At 57.6% G+C, this 15335-nt stretch carries 13 protein-coding genes; all 13 read right to left on the reverse strand.

Translation table 11 applies throughout. The features are described from left to right. Window positions 1-8: 8 nt before the first annotated feature. The 13 genes from nuoN to nuoA all read right to left on the reverse strand — a co-directional run bounded on the left by nuoN (window position 9) and on the right by nuoA (window position 14951). Window positions 9-1466, reverse strand: coding sequence for an NADH-quinone oxidoreductase subunit NuoN (gene nuoN, locus V1599_RS17755; protein ID WP_112010365.1), 1458 nt, complete (start codon window positions 1464-1466; stop codon window positions 9-11). Between the two features lie 6 nt (window positions 1467-1472). Continuing rightward, window positions 1473-3002 (reverse strand): NADH-quinone oxidoreductase subunit M, encoded by a 1530-nt coding sequence (gene nuoM, locus V1599_RS17760; RefSeq protein ID WP_112010364.1) that lies wholly within the window; start codon window positions 3000-3002, stop codon window positions 1473-1475. Between the two features lie 76 nt (window positions 3003-3078). Then, window positions 3079-4920 (reverse strand): NADH-quinone oxidoreductase subunit L, encoded by a 1842-nt coding sequence (nuoL, locus tag V1599_RS17765; protein WP_395300553.1) that lies wholly within the window; start codon window positions 4918-4920, stop codon window positions 3079-3081. Beyond that, on the reverse strand, window positions 4917-5219 hold the full coding sequence (gene nuoK, locus V1599_RS17770) for an NADH-quinone oxidoreductase subunit NuoK (RefSeq protein WP_006176506.1): 303 nt from the start codon (window positions 5217-5219) through the stop codon (window positions 4917-4919). Before nuoK ends, nuoL begins: the two co-directional genes overlap by 4 nt. Continuing rightward, complete coding sequence (gene nuoJ / locus V1599_RS17775; RefSeq protein ID WP_297122142.1) at window positions 5216-5770, reverse strand: NADH-quinone oxidoreductase subunit J; 555 nt, start codon at window positions 5768-5770, stop codon at window positions 5216-5218. Before nuoJ ends, nuoK begins: the two co-directional genes overlap by 4 nt. Window positions 5771-5780: 10 nt before the next feature. Continuing rightward, on the reverse strand, window positions 5781-6323 hold the full coding sequence (nuoI, locus tag V1599_RS17780) for an NADH-quinone oxidoreductase subunit NuoI (RefSeq protein WP_010433353.1): 543 nt from the start codon (window positions 6321-6323) through the stop codon (window positions 5781-5783). Between the two features lie 13 nt (window positions 6324-6336). After that, complete coding sequence (gene nuoH / locus V1599_RS17785; RefSeq protein ID WP_112010361.1) at window positions 6337-7314, reverse strand: NADH-quinone oxidoreductase subunit NuoH; 978 nt, start codon at window positions 7312-7314, stop codon at window positions 6337-6339. Continuing rightward, window positions 7311-10034, reverse strand: a complete 2724-nt coding sequence (gene nuoG, locus V1599_RS17790; protein ID WP_395300554.1) for an NADH-quinone oxidoreductase subunit NuoG — start codon at window positions 10032-10034, stop codon at window positions 7311-7313. The genes nuoH and nuoG overlap by 4 nt, the downstream gene beginning before the upstream one ends. 54 nt (window positions 10035-10088) lie before the next feature. Beyond that, window positions 10089-11426, reverse strand: coding sequence for an NADH-quinone oxidoreductase subunit NuoF (nuoF, locus tag V1599_RS17795; RefSeq protein ID WP_297122149.1), 1338 nt, complete (start codon window positions 11424-11426; stop codon window positions 10089-10091). Continuing rightward, window positions 11426-11926: an NADH-quinone oxidoreductase subunit NuoE gene (gene nuoE, locus V1599_RS17800; protein ID WP_006176513.1), complete on the reverse strand. Its 501-nt coding sequence runs from the start codon at window positions 11924-11926 to the stop codon at window positions 11426-11428. The genes nuoF and nuoE overlap by 1 nt, the downstream gene beginning before the upstream one ends. A 2-nt stretch (window positions 11927-11928) precedes the next feature. Then, complete coding sequence (gene nuoC / locus V1599_RS17805; protein WP_395300555.1) at window positions 11929-13731, reverse strand: NADH-quinone oxidoreductase subunit C/D; 1803 nt, start codon at window positions 13729-13731, stop codon at window positions 11929-11931. A gap of 89 nt (window positions 13732-13820) precedes the next feature. Continuing rightward, the gene (nuoB, locus tag V1599_RS17810; RefSeq protein WP_006176515.1) at window positions 13821-14495 is read right to left on the reverse strand and encodes an NADH-quinone oxidoreductase subunit NuoB; all 675 of its coding nucleotides are present in this window, start codon (window positions 14493-14495) and stop codon (window positions 13821-13823) included. Window positions 14496-14510: 15 nt separating this feature from the next. Continuing rightward, window positions 14511-14951 carry an NADH-quinone oxidoreductase subunit NuoA gene (nuoA, locus tag V1599_RS17815; protein WP_395300556.1) on the reverse strand — a complete coding sequence of 147 codons (441 nt, stop codon included), beginning with the start codon at window positions 14949-14951 and terminating at the stop codon, window positions 14511-14513. Between the last annotated feature and the right edge of the window lie 384 nt (window positions 14952-15335).

A 15335-nucleotide genomic window follows, 5' to 3' on the forward strand; every position in this document is an offset into this window, starting at 1 on the left:
TTTTGTTTTTACATTAATGGCATCGCGCGCTGAACGATATCAATCAGCGGCTGCGGATAGATACCGAAGATCAGCACCAGCAGCGCGGAGATCAGCACCACGATACCGCCCGCACTGTACTGCCAGTTGGACGGCGCATCGCGGTTGAGCTGCTGAGGCGCGCTCAGGTAGAGGCTAACGGCAACGCGCAGGTAGTAGTACAGACCAATCGCGGAACCGATAACCACACCGGCGGTCAGCCACCACAGGCCAGCCTGCACACCGACGGCCAGCACGTAGAACTTACCGATGAAGCCCAGCGTCATTGGGATACCCGCCAGAGAGAGCATCATCACCGTCATCACCGCAGACAGGATCGGACGGTGCCAGAACAGGCCGCGGTAGGAGAATAGCGAGTCAGCGTCCGGGCCACGGTACGGGCTGGACATCAGGCTCACCACGCCGAACGCGCCGAGGCTGCTGAACAGATAACCGGCCAGATAGACGCCTACGGCTTCCATCGACATCTCACCGCTCTGCAGCGCAATCAGCGCCACCAGCAGGTAGCCGAGATGGGAGATCGACGAGTAGCCCAGCAGACGCTTGATGTTGGTCTGGCTCAGCGCCATCAGGTTACCGAAGATGATGGAGACGAATGCGATGATGCCCAGCACCACGCGAACCGCTTCGCTATCGCCCACCGGCGCGTACAGGAACAGACGCATCACCACGCCGAAGATGGCAATTTTACTCGCCGTCGCCAGGAAGGTAGAAACCGGCGCAGGTGCGCCCTGGTATACGTCTGGCGTCCACAGGTGGAACGGCACCAGAGAGAGCTTGAAGCCGAGGCCAACAATCATCATGCCCAAACCGGCCAGCAGCAGCGGCTCGTGCAGCATGCCGTCGCCCAGGCTCTTGCCAATGGCCATGAATGAAAGGTTACCCGTCTGCGCGTACAGCAGCGCGATACCAAACAGCAGGAACGACGACGCGGCGGCGGACAGAATGGTGTACTTGATGGCCGCTTCCAGAGAGCGCTTCTGGCGGAAAGCGTAGCCAATCAGGCCGAACAGCGGCAGAGAGATAAGCTCAATGCCGAGGAACAGCGCGGCCAGATGGTTCGCATTCGCCAGCAGAATGCCGCCCAGCGCGGCAATCAGAACCAGCAGGTAAAACTCTTCTTTGTTGTCGTTGTAGCCTTCGAGCCACGGATAGGCAAAGGTGCAGGTTGCCAGGCTCGCCAGCAGAACCAGACCGGTATACAGCATGGCATAGCCGTCAACGCGCATCAGCGGGGTGACGTCCATCGCGCCCGCCTGGCCAACAAACCAGAGGGACACCAGCGCAGCGTTCAGACCCAAAACGGACAGGGTCGCATTCAGGAAGTGATTGCGTCGCCACGCAATGGAGAGCATCACAACCACCACCGTCAATCCGACGATCAGCAGCGGTAGCAGCGCGATCAGTTGTTGTGGAGTTATTGTCATGGCGAATTACGGCCTTGTAGTAGAAGCAGAATTAACAAACCACTGCTGGATATTACCCATCGCGGAATGCGAGGTATCCAGAATCGGCTGCGGATAGAAGCCCAGCAGCACCAGCAGTACGACCAGCAGCAGGATGATGAACAGCTCGCGCAGCGACATCCCCGGCAGTTCTTGTGCAGCAATTTCGCTCTTCGCTTTACCGAAGTAGGCGCGATGCAGCATCGCCAGCGAGTACACAGAGGCGAATACCAGACCAAAGGTGGAGATGACGGTAATCATCGGAACCACCTTGAAGCTGCCGAACAGGATCATAAATTCGCCGACGAAGTTACCGGTGCCCGGCATACCCAGGGTCGCCACCGCGAAGAACATGGAGAGCGCTGGCAGCCATTTCATCTTGCCCCACAGACCGCCCATCATGCGCATGTCGCGGGTGTGCAGACGCTCGTACAGCTGACCACACAGGATGAAGAGGCCGGCTGCGGACAGGCCGTGCGCAATCATCTGAATCACCGCGCCCTGGTACGCCAGCTGGCTGCCGGTGTAGATGGCAATCAGCACGAAGCCCATGTGGGAAACGGAGGTGTAGGCAATCAGACGCTTGATGTCGTACTGCGTGAAGGCCATCCACGCGCCGTAGAAGATACCGATCACGCCCAGCCACATAGCAATCGGCGCAAACTCAGCGGAGGCATTCGGGAACAGCGGCAGCGCGAAGCGCAGCAGACCGTAGGCCGCGGTTTTCAGCAGGATGCCCGCCAGGTCAACGGAACCCGCCGTTGGCGCCTGGGAGTGCGCATCCGGCAGCCAGCCGTGCAGAGGAACCACCGGCATTTTCACCGCAAACGCGATGAAGAAGCCCAGCATCAGCAGATATTCTACGCCGTGCGACATCGGGGTGTTCAGCAGCTCTTCGTAGTTGAAGGTCCAGACGCCCGTGGCGTTGTGGTGTACGAACACCAGCGCCAGAATCGCAATCAGCATTACCAGACCGCTCGCCTGGGTGTAGATGAAGAACTTGGTTGCCGCCGTGATGCGCGTTTTACCGTCGGACGCCTTGTGGCCCCACAGCGCGATCAGGAAGTACATCGGCACCAGCATCATCTCCCAGAAGAAGAAGAACAGGAACATGTCGATGGCCAGGAACACGCCGATCACGCCGCCCAGGATCCACATCAGGTTCAGGTGGAAGAAGCCCTGGTATTTTTCGATTTCACGCCATGAGCACAGTACCGCCAGAACGCCGAGCAGGCCGGTCAGCACGACCATCAGCAGCGACAGACCGTCGATAGCCAGGTGGATCGTAATGCCGAAGCGCGGGATCCACGGCAGGATGAACTCAGACTGCCACTGCGGAATGCCCGCAGACTGCGTCAGAGAATAGCCACCCTGCAACCACAGTTGCAGGCCAAGCGCGAGCGTCAATCCCATGGTGATCAGCGCGATCCAGCGCGGCATCTTCACGCCAAAGCGTTCAGTCTGCCAGCACAGGAAGCCGCCGATGAAGGGAATTAATATTAGCCAGGGTAGTAACATGGCGATTTACATTCCTTTTTAAGGCCCCCAGCAGGGGCCTGATTTTCAACGAATTCGAATAAAATTCACTTAACGATCAACGCAACACCATCAGCAGCGCCAGCACGACAACCGCACCGATGCTCATGGACGCCACATACCAGCGCAGGTAGCCGTTCTCGCTGTACAGCAGGCCTTTACCTGCAAAGCGGGAGAGGATCGCCGGGATGTTCATCAGGCTGTTCAGCGGGTCGCGCTTCAGCAGCCACGCAATGCCCAGGAACGGCTTAACGAAGATCATGTCGTACAGCCAGTCGAAGCCCCACGCGTTGTACCACCAGGTGCCCAGCAGGCGGCCCGGCGCGCTGTTGGCAACGGCGGTCACCAGCGTGCGTTTGCCCAGCCACAGCCACGCTGCAATCAGGATGCCCGCGATAGCGACCACGCCAGAGGCGATTTCAAGCGTCAGTACGCGACCGTGCTCAAGCTCGGTGGTGGCCGGCAGTACGCCCTGCAGCGGTGGCACGATCATCGCGCCAACGAAGGTGGAGAGTACCAGCAGCACAATCAGCGGCAGGTGGTGGGTAATCCCCTTCCCTGCGTGAGCGTGAATTTGTTCTTTACCGTGGAAGACGATGAAAATCATACGGAAGGTATACAGAGAGGTCATGAACGCACCGACCAGACCCGCAACCATCAGATTGATATGACCATTTGCCATGGCGCCCGCAAGGATTTCGTCCTTACTGAAGAAGCCCGCGGTGATCAGCGGCAGTGCCGCCAGCGCCGCGCCGCCCACCAGGAAGCAGACGTAAACCAGCGGGATGGACTTGCGCAGTCCGCCCATCTTGAAGATGTTCTGCTCGTGGTGGCAGGCCAGGATCACCGAACCGGATGACAGGAACAGCAGCGCTTTAAAGAACGCGTGCGTCATCAGGTGGAAAATGGCCGCATCCCACGCCTGTACGCCCAGCGCCAGGAACATATAGCCAATCTGGCTCATGGTGGAGTAAGCGAGAACGCGCTTGATGTCGGTTTGCACCAGCGCGGCAAAGCCTGCCAGAACCAGCGTGACCGCACCGACGATACCCACCAGATGCAGAATTTCCGGCGTCATCAGGAACAGGCCGTGGGTACGCGCAATCAGGTATACACCGGCGGTAACCATGGTCGCGGCGTGGATCAGCGCGGAGACAGGGGTTGGACCCGCCATCGCGTCAGCCAGCCACGTTTGCAGAGGAAGCTGCGCGGATTTACCCACGGCGCCGCCCAGCAGCATCAGCGTTGCCCACCACAGCATGTCGTTGCCTGCAGCGAAGTGCGCCGGTGCCAGTTCCACCATTTCGCGGAAGTTCAGCGTGCCCAGTTCGTTATAAAGAATGAACAGCGCGAAGGCGAGGAAGACGTCACCCACGCGGGTCACGACGAACGCTTTCATGGCCGCTGCGCCATTCTTCGGATCGGTATAGTAGAAGCCGATCAGCAGGTAAGAGCACAGGCCCACGCCTTCCCAGCCGAGATACATCAGCAGCAGGTTATCGGCCAGCACCAGAACCACCATGCTGGCGATAAACAGGTTGGTGTAGGCGAAGAAGCGGGAGTAACCCTCTTCACCGCGCATGTACCAGGAGGCAAACATGTGGATCAGGAAGCCAACGCCGGTCACCACGGAGAGCATGGTCAGGGAAAGACCATCCAGCACCAGGTTAAAACCGATGTTGAAATCACCGACCGACATCCAGGTCCACAGCGGCACGCTGAAGGCCTGACGTCCATTGTTAAGGAAGTCGATACCCGCATACGCCGTGACCAGCGCAGACAGGCCGATAGAGCCGATGCCGACGGTTGCAGACAGATTCTCGGACCAGCGGCCGCGAGAAAACGCCAGCAGCACGAAGCCAATCAGCGGAAAAATAATGGTTAAGGCAAGCATGTTCATCCACGCAACTCACTTACTGAATCGATGTTCAGGTTCTGGCGGCGACGATGGAGCTGCAGCAACAGCGCCAGGCCAATACTCGCTTCCGCAGCCGCGAGGCTGATGGCGAGAATGTACATCACCTGACCGTCGGCCTGGCCCCAGTAGCTCCCGGCGACCACGAAGGCCAGCGCGGAGGCGTTAATCATGATTTCCAGACCGATCAGCATAAACAGCAGATTGCGGCGGATAACCAGACCGGTTAAGCCCAGGACGAACAAAATCGCAGCGAGGATCAGTCCATGTGTTAAGGGGATCATGCGCGCTCCTCCGTTTTTCTTTTCGCGCGGTCGTCAGTGCGGTTGCTCAGCACCTCGCCAGCACGCTCTTCGCGGCCAACGTGGAAGGCCACAACCAGGCCCGCCAGCAGCAGCATTGACGCCAGTTCAACCGCCAGAACGTACGGGCCGAACAGGGCAATACCTACCGTCTTGGCGCCGATCGGCGTGCCGTCGATGCCCTGATCGTTTACGCCCAGAATGGCGTACACAATCACCACCAGCATGATGGCCGACAGAATCGCCGGGCCAATCCACACCTGCGGTTTTAACCACTGGCGTTCCTGCTCAATTTCAGAGCCGCCCAGGTTCAGCATCATGACCACGAAGACGAACAGCACCATGATGGCACCGGCGTAGACGATGATTTCCAGCGCACCGGCGAAGTGCGCGCCGAGCGCGAAGAACACGCCCGAAATGGCCAGCAGCGAAATGATTAAATAGAGCAGCGCATGCACCGGGTTGGTGTGCGTAATCACTCGCAGCGTAGCCAGGATGGCGATAAGGCCACAGATGTAAAAAGCGAATTCCATTGCCCTCTCCTTACGGTAACAGGCTCTTGACGTCGATAGGCTTAGCTTCGTTCTCTGCTTCGCCCTTATCTTTGCCGTCGATTGCCATACCCGCCATCCGGTAGAAGTTATATTCCGGGTATTTGCCCGGACCGGAAATCAGCAGATCCTCTTTCTCGTACACCAGGTCCTGACGCTTGTACTCACCCAGCTCGAAGTCTGGAGTCAGCTGAATCGCCGTGGTTGGGCACGCTTCTTCGCACAGGCCGCAGAAGATGCAGCGTGAGAAGTTGATGCGGAAGAACTCAGGGTACCAGCGGCCGTCTACCGTCTCTGCTTTCTGCAGGGAGATACAGCCCACCGGGCACGCTACCGCACACAGGTTACAGGCAACGCAGCGCTCCGAACCGTCCGGATCGCGCGTCAGCACGATACGGCCACGGTAGCGCGGCGGCAGATACACCGGCTCTTCCGGATACATCTGGGTTTCGCGTTTGGCAAACGCGTGCAGGCCGATCATCCAGATACTGCGTACCTGGGTGCCGAAGCCTACCAGTAATTCTTTTAAGGTCATGGTCTATAGCCCCTTATGGCTGCTGCCAGAGAATGACAGCCGCCGTTACCAGCAAGTTGACGAGCGTCAGCGGCAGGCAAATTTTCCAGCCGAAGGACATTACCTGGTCATAACGAGGACGCGGTAACGACGCACGAATCAAAATGAACATCATCATGAAGAACGCGGTTTTCAGCGCGAACCAGATGAACGGCGGTAAGAACGGGCCATGCCAGCCACCAAAGAACAGCGTTACCATCAACGCGGAAATGGTGACGATACCGATGTATTCGCCCACGAAGAACAGACCGAACTTCATGCCGGAATATTCAATGTGATAACCGTCGGCCAGTTCCTGCTCGGCTTCTGGCTGGTCAAACGGGTGACGGTGACACACCGCCACGCCCGCGATAGCAAAGGTAATAAAGCCAAAGAACTGTGGAATCACGTTCCAGATGTCGGCCTGGTTATTGACGATGTCGGTCATGTTGAATGAACCGGCCTGCGCCACCACGCCCATCAGGGAGAGCCCCAGGAACACTTCGTAGCTCAGCGTCTGCGCGGAAGCACGCATCGCACCCAGCAGCGAGTATTTGTTGTTACTGGACCAGCCTGCGAACAGCACCGCGTAAACCGCGAGGCCTGCCATCATCAGGAAGAACAGAATGCCGATGTTCAGGTCAGCCACAACCCAGGTCGGGCTGACGGGAACGATGGCAAACGCCAGCAGCAGCGAGGTGAAGGCGATCATCGGTGCCAGAGTAAAGATCACGCGGTCCGAGAAGCGCGGGATCCAGTCCTCTTTAAAGAACATCTTGATCATGTCCGCCACCAGCTGGAGTGAACCACCCCAGCCCACGCGGTTCGGCCCGTAACGGTTCTGGAACAGGCCGAGCAGACGACGTTCACCAAAGCTCATGAACGCGCCGCAGGTGACCACCACCAGCAAGATAACGACTGCTTTCAGAATGCTCAGCAGGATGTCGATAAGATCCGGCGTTAACCAACTCATGCTTTTGCCTCCTGCAGGTTATCAAGACGCGCACCCGCCAGTACCGGCGCGATGCCAGGCATGCCCATCGGCAGACCCACCTGCCCTGCCGTCAGGCTTTCAGAGATGATCAGCGGCAGGCTGATCGTCTGGCCGTCGTAGCTAAAGGCAATGTTCGCGCCCGCGTTGACGCCAAGCTTTGCGGCATCCGCCGGGTTAAGCTTGATGTACGGCTGCGGCATACGGGTCTGGAAGACCGGTGAGCGCTGGGACAGCTCGTCGCTACCGAACAGATGATAGTACGGCGCAATGCGCCAGCTGCCTTCCTGAGCCTCAAAGCCCGCCGGTACGCTGGTGAAGAAGTCCAGACCGGTTTCGGTGGCTTCAATCAGGCGCACGCCCGGGTCGCCGTGGCGCAGAGAACCGCCCACTTCAGCCTGGAACTTGTTCCATGCCTGCGGGGAGTTCCAGCCCGGTGCCCATGCGAACGGAACCTGAGAGCGCGGCGCAGACGGCTGGTTGTTCCCTTCCATGGAGAAGGCAAACATGGTGTCTTTGTCCTGCGGCTGACGAGGCTCATGCACGCTGATGTTGGCGCGCATCGCGGTGCGACCGCTGTAGCGGTGCGGCTCACGCGCCAGCTTCTGACCGCGAATGCGGAAGCTTGCGTCAGGTGCCGCGTCTTTGATGCCAGCAAGCTGAGGCAGTTTTTGCACCACCGCGTCGATAACGTGGTCCAGCTGCGTCCAGTCCACCTCACGGCTCTGCACGGTGCTGTGCAGTGAGTGGAGCCAGCGCCAGCTTTCCAGCATCACGGTGTTGCTGTCGTAGTAAGATGGATCATAAACCTGGAAGAAGCGCTGCGCGCGGCCTTCGTTGTTGATCACCGTACCGTCGCTCTCGGCGAAGCTTGCCGCAGAGAGCACCAGGTGCGCTTTGTCCATAATCGCGGTGCGCTGATGGTCGATAACCATCACCAGCGGCGCTTTGGAGAGCGCGGCATCAACGCGCGCGGCAGAGGCGTGGCGATGCAGATCGTTTTCCAGCACCACAACGGCGTCAGCAGAACCGGATTCCAGTTCGCTTAACGCTTCTTCCAGCGAGCCGCCGCCAATCATGCCCAGACCGATGCTGTTCACCGCGCGAGCGATCATGGTGATCCCCACGTCCGCGCCGCGGCCTTTGAGGGCTTTAGCAACGTTTGCAGCGGCCTGAACGATCTCCGCGCTGCCGGCGTTGGTGCCGGAAATAATCAGCGGTTTTTTCGCGCTAGCCAGGGCCTGAACAATCACATCGACCTTGTTTTGCAGGTCGCGATCCAGCTCAACGGCTGGCGCACTGTTGTCCAGCGCGTGTGCAATCGCGAAGCCAAGACGCGCCTGGTCTTCAACCGGCGCGCAATAGGTCCACGCGGCGATGTCGTCCAGACGGGTGTTGTCGACGTTGGTCACAAACAGAGGATGCTTGGCGCGCTGGCCGATGTTCAGGATTGCCGCAATCTGCCAGTCGGCCACTTTCTGTGCCGCTGCCATTTCACGCGCCTTGCCTTTCACCGCCTGACGAACCGCCAGAGCGGCGCGAGCGCCGGTCTGGGTCAGGTCTTCACCCAGCACCAGGACCGCATCGTAAGATTCAATTTCGCGCAGCGCAGGGGTATGAATACCGCCTTCACGCAACACTTTCAGCACCAGCTGCAGACGTTCCTGCTCGCCCTGGGCGATACCGGTGTAGAAGTTTTCCGCTCCAACCAGCTCGCGCAGCGCGAAGTTGCTTTCGATGCTGGCGCGCGGGGAGCCGATGCCGATGACTTTCTTCGACTGGCGCAGAATATCCGCCGCGCCCTGCATCGCCTGCTCGGCGTTCAGCGTGATCACGTCATCGCCACGGCGCTGAACCGGCTGACGCGGACGGTCTTTCAGGTTCACATAGCCATAGCCGAAACGACCGCGGTCGCAGAGGAAGTAGTGGTTAACGGTTCCGTTGTAGCGGTTTTCAATACGGCGCAGTTCGCCGTAACGCTCGCCCGGGCTGGTGTTACAGCCGAGGGAACACTGCTGGCAGATGCTTGGCGCAAACTGCATGTCCCATTTACGGTTGTAGCGCTCGGAGTGCGTTTTATCCGTGAATACGCCGGTCGGGCAGATTTCTACCAGGTTACCGGAGAATTCGCTTTCTAGCACGCCGTCTTCAGGACGACCGAAGTAGACGTTGTCGTGTGCGCCATACACGCCCAGATCCTGACCGTCTGCATAATCTTTGTAATAACGCACGCAGCGGTAGCAGGCGATGCAGCGGTTCATTTCGTGAGAGATGAACGGCCCCAGGTCCTGGTTACGGTGGGTACGCTTGGTAAAGCGATAGCGACGGAAGCTGTGACCGGTCATGACGGTCATATCCTGAAGGTGGCAGTTGCCGCCCTCCTCACAAACCGGACAGTCGTGCGGATGGTTGGTCATCAACCACTCCACCACGCTTTCACGGAACTGTTTGGCTTCTTCGTCATCAATCGAAATAAAAGTGCCTTCGGTGGCTGGCGTCATACAGGACATCACCAGGCGACCACGCGTGTCTTCCGCGTTTTGATATTGCTTCACCGCACACTGGCGGCAAGCACCGACGCTGCCCAGCGCCGGATGCCAGCAAAAATACGGAATATCAAGGCCGAGCGACAGACAAGCTTCTAGCAGGTTGTCCGCCCCGTTGACCTCGTATTCTTTGCCGTCTACATGAATCGTAGCCATTAGCATGCTTCCAGTTGGCTCGAATTAAATTCGAGCGTTAATCAAAATTCTGTTTTACCAGCGCGCTTTCAGCAGGTTCGGCTGAATCCCATTGATGGCTTGGGTATTGCTGAACGGCTGCTTGATGCCTGCTTCAAATTCTTCGCGGAAATATTTAATCGCGCTCTGCAGCGGCTCAACGGCGCCCGGTGCGTGGGCACAGAAGGTTTTGCCCGGCCCCAGGAATCGACACAGCTGCTCAAGCGTTTCGATATCCCCAGGCTGGCCTTCGCCACGTTCAAGCGCGCGCAGGATCTTCACGCTCCACGGCAGACCGTCGCGGCACGGCGTACACCAGCCGCAGGACTCGCGGGCAAAGAACTCTTCCAGGTTACGCACCAGCGGGACCATGCCGATCTCGTGGTCGACGGCCATCGCCAGCGCGGTACCCAGACGGCTGCCCGCTTTGCCGATGCTTTCAAATTCCATCGGCAGGTCAAGGTGGGCTTCGGTCAGGAAGTCTGTCCCTGCCCCGCCCGGCTGCCAGGCTTTGAACTTCAGGCCATCGCGCATGCCGCCCGCATAGTCTTCCAGAATTTCGCGCGCGGTCGTACCGAACGGCAGTTCCCAGACGCCAGGATTCTTCACGCGGCCGGAGAAGCCCATCAGCTTGGTACCGGCATCTTTGCTTGAGGAGATGCCCTGATACCACTCCACGCCGTTAGCGAGGATCGCCGGAACGTTGCACAGGGTTTCGACGTTGTTTACGCAGGTCGGTTTACCCCATACGCCGGAGCTTGCCGGGAACGGCGGCTTGGAGCGCGGGTTCGCGCGGCGGCCTTCCAGGGAGTTAATCAGCGCGGTTTCTTCACCACAGATGTAACGCCCGGCGCCGGTGTGCACGAACAGTTCGAAATCAAAACCGGTGCCCAGAATGTTTTTGCCCAGCAGGCCCGCTTCGGTGGCTTCCGCAATCGCGCGACGCAGGTTTTCCGCCGCTTCGATGTACTCGCCGCGCAGGAAGATGTAGCCACGGTAGGCTTTTAGCGCGAACGCGGAGATCAGCATGCCTTCCACCAGCAGGTGCGGCAGCTGTTCCATCAGCAGGCGGTCTTTATAGGTGCCCGGCTCCATTTCATCAGCGTTACACAGCAGGTAACGGATGTTCATGGATTCGTCTTTTGGCATCAGGCTCCACTTCAGGCCGGTGGAGAAGCCCGCGCCGCCGCGCCCTTTCAGGCCAGCGTCTTTAACGGCGTTGACGATCTCGTCCGGTGCCATGCCGCCCAGCGCTTTACGCGCGCCGGCATAGCCATTTTTAGCCTGATACTCTTCAAGCCACACCGGCTGCTTGTCGTCGCGAAGACGCCAGGTCAGCGGATGGGTTTCAGGAGTCAGAATAATATTTTTCATTATTTATACTGCTCCAGCAGGTCAGGAATCGCTTCCGGCGTCAGATGGCTGTGAGTGTCCTCATCAATCATCATGGTCGGCCCCTTGTCGCAGTTACCCAGGCAGCAGGTTGGCAGCAGGGTAAAGCGCCCGTCGAACGTCGTCTGGCCCGGCTTGATATTGAGCTTCTTCTCAATCGCAGCCTGAATGCCCTGGTAGCCGGTGATGTGGCAAACCACGCTGTCGCAGTAGCGAATCACGTGACGGCCGACCGGCTGGCGGAAGATCTGGCTGTAGAACGTTGCCACGCCTTCCACGTCGCTTGCCGGAATACCCAGCACTTTCGCGATCTCGTAGATCGCACCATCCGGCACCCAACCACGCTGTTTCTGAACGATTTTCAGCGCTTCAATGGACGCCGCACGCGGGTCTTCGTAGTGGTGCATCTCGTGCTCAATGGCGGCACGCTCTGCTTCACTCAGCTCAAAAGCCTCGGTTTGTGGTTGTTGATTCTCGTGCATAATTAGCGGTCCACGTCTGACATAACAAAATCGATACTGCCCAGATACACAATCAGGTCAGAAACCAGGCTGCCGCGAATAGCCGCCGGGATCTGCTGCAGGTGCGCATAGCTCGGCGTACGAATACGCGTACGATAGCTCATGGTGCTGCCGTCACTGGTCAGGTAGTAGCTGTTGATACCCTTGGTCGCTTCAACCATCTGGAAGGATTCTTGTGCCGGCATGACCGGGCCCCAGGAAACCTGCAGGAAGTGGGTGATCAGGGTTTCGATATGTTGCAGCGTGCGCTCTTTCGGCGGCGGCGTGGTCAGCGGGTGATCCGCCTTGAACGGGCCTTCCGGCATGTTATCGAGGCACTGCTGGAGAATGCGCAGGCTCTGGCGCAGCTCTTCCACTTTCAGCATCACGCGGGTGTAGCAGTCAGAAACGCCGCCGCCAACCGGGACTTCAAAGTCGAAGTTCTCATAGCCAGAATAAGGACGGGCCTTACGCACGTCGAAATCAATACCCGTCGCGCGTAACCCTGCCCCCGTGGTGCCCCACTCCAGCGCTTCTTTCGCGTTATACGCCGCGACGCCCTGAGAACGGCCTTTGAGGATGGTGTTACGCAGCGCGGCTTTCTCGTAAGAATCCAGACGCTTCGGCATCCACTCCAGGAACTCGCGCAGAAGACGGTCCCAGCCGCGCGGCAGATCGTGCGCGACGCCGCCGATGCGGAACCAGGCCGGGTGCATACGGAAACCGGTGATCGCTTCGACCAGATCGTAGATTTTCTGACGATCGGTGAAGGCAAAGAAGACCGGCGTCATCGCGCCGACGTCCTGAATGAACGTGGAGATATACAGCAGGTGGCTGTTGATACGGAACAGCTCAGACAGCATGACGCGGATCACGTTAACGCGGTCCGGCGTGGTGATGCCTGCCAGTTTCTCAACGGCCAGCACGTAAGGCATTTCGTTGACGCAACCGCCGAGGTACTCAATACGGTCGGTATACGGAATGTAGCTGTGCCAGGACTGGCGCTCACCCATCTTCTCAGCACCACGGTGGTGGTAGCCGATGTCAGGAACGCAATCGACAATCTCTTCGCCATCAAGCTGGAGAATAATACGGAACGCACCGTGCGCAGACGGGTGGTTTGGACCGAGGTTGAGGAACATGAAATCCTCGTTTTCGGTGCCGCGCTTCATGCCCCAGTCTTCCGGCTTGAAGGTCAGCGCTTCCATCTCCAGATCCTGCTTGGCTTTGGTCAGCTCAAACGGGTCAAATTCGGTGGCGCGTGCCGGGTAGTCTTTACGCAGCGGGTGGCCGGTCCAGGTCTGCGGCATCATGATGCGCGTCAGGTGCGGGTGGCCGTCGAAGGTCATGCCAAACATTTCCCAGGTTTCACGCTCGTACCAGTTGGCGTTCGGGAAAAGTTTGGTGATCGTCGGCAGATGCATGTCGTTTTCAGACAATGCCACCTTGAGCATAATATCCGTGTTGCGGTCTATTGAGATCAGGTGGTAGAAAACGGAAAAATCCGCAGCAGGGAGACCCTGGCGGTGCGTGCGAAGACGTTCATCCATGCCGTGTAAGTCAAACAGCATGACGTAAGGTTTTGGCAATTTCTTGAGGAAATCGACCACTTCCAGTAATTGTTCACGCTTGACCCAAACAACGGGTACCCCGGTGCGGGTAGCCTGAACAGTAAAGGCATCCGGCCCAAAACGGTTGCGCAGTTCGCCAATAACTGGGTCATCGAGATGATCCCGTGTTTGCCAGGCGGCTTCTTGCGCGGTTAAGTCGGTCATATTGTTCACCATTGCAAATGGTCCGTGGTGACTGTTAAGCCTGGCTTCGCGCTATTTGAGTAGTGATATGCGAAGGTATTCTCCAGGCCCACAGGCGCAAATTAAATTTCGTCAGGCGTACGCAGGTTGGTGACTGCAATACGTTCTCCGCGTTTACGCTCGCGCTCAGACGGCATATTGGCGCGGTATACACCCTGATCGCCTACCACCCAGGAGAGCGGACGACGTTCTTTGCCAATAGACTCTTGCAGCAGCATCAGGGCCTGCATGTACGCTTCAGGACGCGGCGGGCAGCCAGGAATGTAAACATCCACCGGGATGAATTTATCAACGCCCTGAACGACAGAGTAAATGTCGTACATACCGCCAGAGTTTGCACACGCGCCCATGGAAATCACCCATTTCGGCTCAAGCATCTGGTCATAGAGACGCTGAATAACGGGCGCCATTTTGGTAAAGCACGTACCGGCCACCACCATCAGGTCAGCCTGACGCGGAGACGCACGCAGTACCTCGGCCCCAAAACGCGCAACGTCATGCACCGCAGTGAATGACGTCACCATTTCAACGTAGCAGCAAGAAAGGCCAAAGTTGTAAGGCCAGATGGAGTTCTTACGACCCCAGTTGACCATATCGTGCATGGCATGTTCGAGCTTGCCCATGTACACGCTTTTGTTGACTTCTTGCTCCAGGGGGTCGGTTACGATCTCCTGTTTTTGCAGGGGGTAACGGTCATTCTCACCGTTAGGATCTATGCGGGTGAGCGTATAATCCATCTTATTGCCTCGCTGTTACTGCTGACGATTAGAGTTACTGTTTTCCGGGTTGATAAGTTCACGACGTGAACGCGCAGGCGTCCAGTCAAGTGCGCCAATACGCACCAGGTAAACCAGACCGGCCAGTAGCACTAAAATGAAAATTGCGGCCTCGACAAACCCCACCCAACCACTTTCGCGAATGGACGTGGACCATGCGAAAAGGTAAAGCGCTTCCACGTCGAAGATGACGAAGAACATGGCTACCAAATAAAACTTGGCAGACAGGCGTAAGCGAGCGGTACCTACGGAATCAATACCTGATTCGAAAGGTGTGTTTTTGTGCCTTGCGCGGGCGCGACCGCCCAGGAACCAGCCGCCGACTAACATCAGGCAGCACAGGCCAATGGCTACAATAAGAAAGATTGCGAATGCCCAGTGATGAGCGATGACTTCTGTGGATGTTGACATACTCATTGCTTACTCATCAAAAGTGATACCGACGACACTGCTCTTGCTGGCAGATAGGCATCACATCGATTCATGGGGAGGAACAAAAAAACCTTACACTAACTGTCAGAAATGAGACATAGACAGCAAAATGATGGGGTTTTTTACTCCTTTCTATAACCTTTTGTCAACTTTAACAAAGGTTTCTTCACATTAAATTACATCGTTCGATTCTCGTTAACAATTCATGCCCTTTAACCCTGGTGGGTACATGACTTTACGTCAAATGCATGGTGTTGAATCGTGTCCGTTTTGGAAGTAAAAAAAATAACCCTCCTATTTTGACAGGATTTGCCAACGATTCCTCCCCCTAAATAGGAGTATTTTCTTGATCTGAGACACGCTTTTGTT

The organism is Enterobacter sp. ECC-175, assembly GCF_043968675.1.
Lineage (GTDB): Bacteria > Pseudomonadota > Gammaproteobacteria > Enterobacterales > Enterobacteriaceae > Enterobacter.

Bases quoted from the DNA above. Each gene is read 5' to 3' on its own strand.
- nuoN (WP_112010365.1), bottom strand. From the start codon at position 1,466: ATGACAATAACTCCACAACAACTGATCGCGCTGCTACCGCTGCTGATC.
- nuoM (WP_112010364.1), bottom strand. From the start codon at position 3,002: ATGTTACTACCCTGGCTAATATTAATTCCCTTCATCGGCGGCTTCCTG.
- nuoL (WP_395300553.1), bottom strand. From the start codon at position 4,920: ATGAACATGCTTGCCTTAACCATTATTTTTCCGCTGATTGGCTTCGTG.
- nuoK (WP_006176506.1), bottom strand. From the start codon at position 5,219: ATGATCCCCTTAACACATGGACTGATCCTCGCTGCGATTTTGTTCGTC.
- nuoJ (WP_297122142.1), bottom strand. From the start codon at position 5,770: ATGGAATTCGCTTTTTACATCTGTGGCCTTATCGCCATCCTGGCTACG.
- nuoI (WP_010433353.1), bottom strand. From the start codon at position 6,323: ATGACCTTAAAAGAATTACTGGTAGGCTTCGGCACCCAGGTACGCAGT.
- nuoH (WP_112010361.1), bottom strand. From the start codon at position 7,314: ATGAGTTGGTTAACGCCGGATCTTATCGACATCCTGCTGAGCATTCTG.
- nuoG (WP_395300554.1), bottom strand. From the start codon at position 10,034: ATGGCTACGATTCATGTAGACGGCAAAGAATACGAGGTCAACGGGGCG.
- nuoF (WP_297122149.1), bottom strand. From the start codon at position 11,426: ATGAAAAATATTATTCTGACTCCTGAAACCCATCCGCTGACCTGGCGT.
- nuoE (WP_006176513.1), bottom strand. From the start codon at position 11,926: ATGCACGAGAATCAACAACCACAAACCGAGGCTTTTGAGCTGAGTGAA.
- nuoC (WP_395300555.1), bottom strand. From the start codon at position 13,731: ATGGTGAACAATATGACCGACTTAACCGCGCAAGAAGCCGCCTGGCAA.
- nuoB (WP_006176515.1), bottom strand. From the start codon at position 14,495: ATGGATTATACGCTCACCCGCATAGATCCTAACGGTGAGAATGACCGT.
- nuoA (WP_395300556.1), bottom strand. From the start codon at position 14,951: ATGAGTATGTCAACATCCACAGAAGTCATCGCTCATCACTGGGCATTC.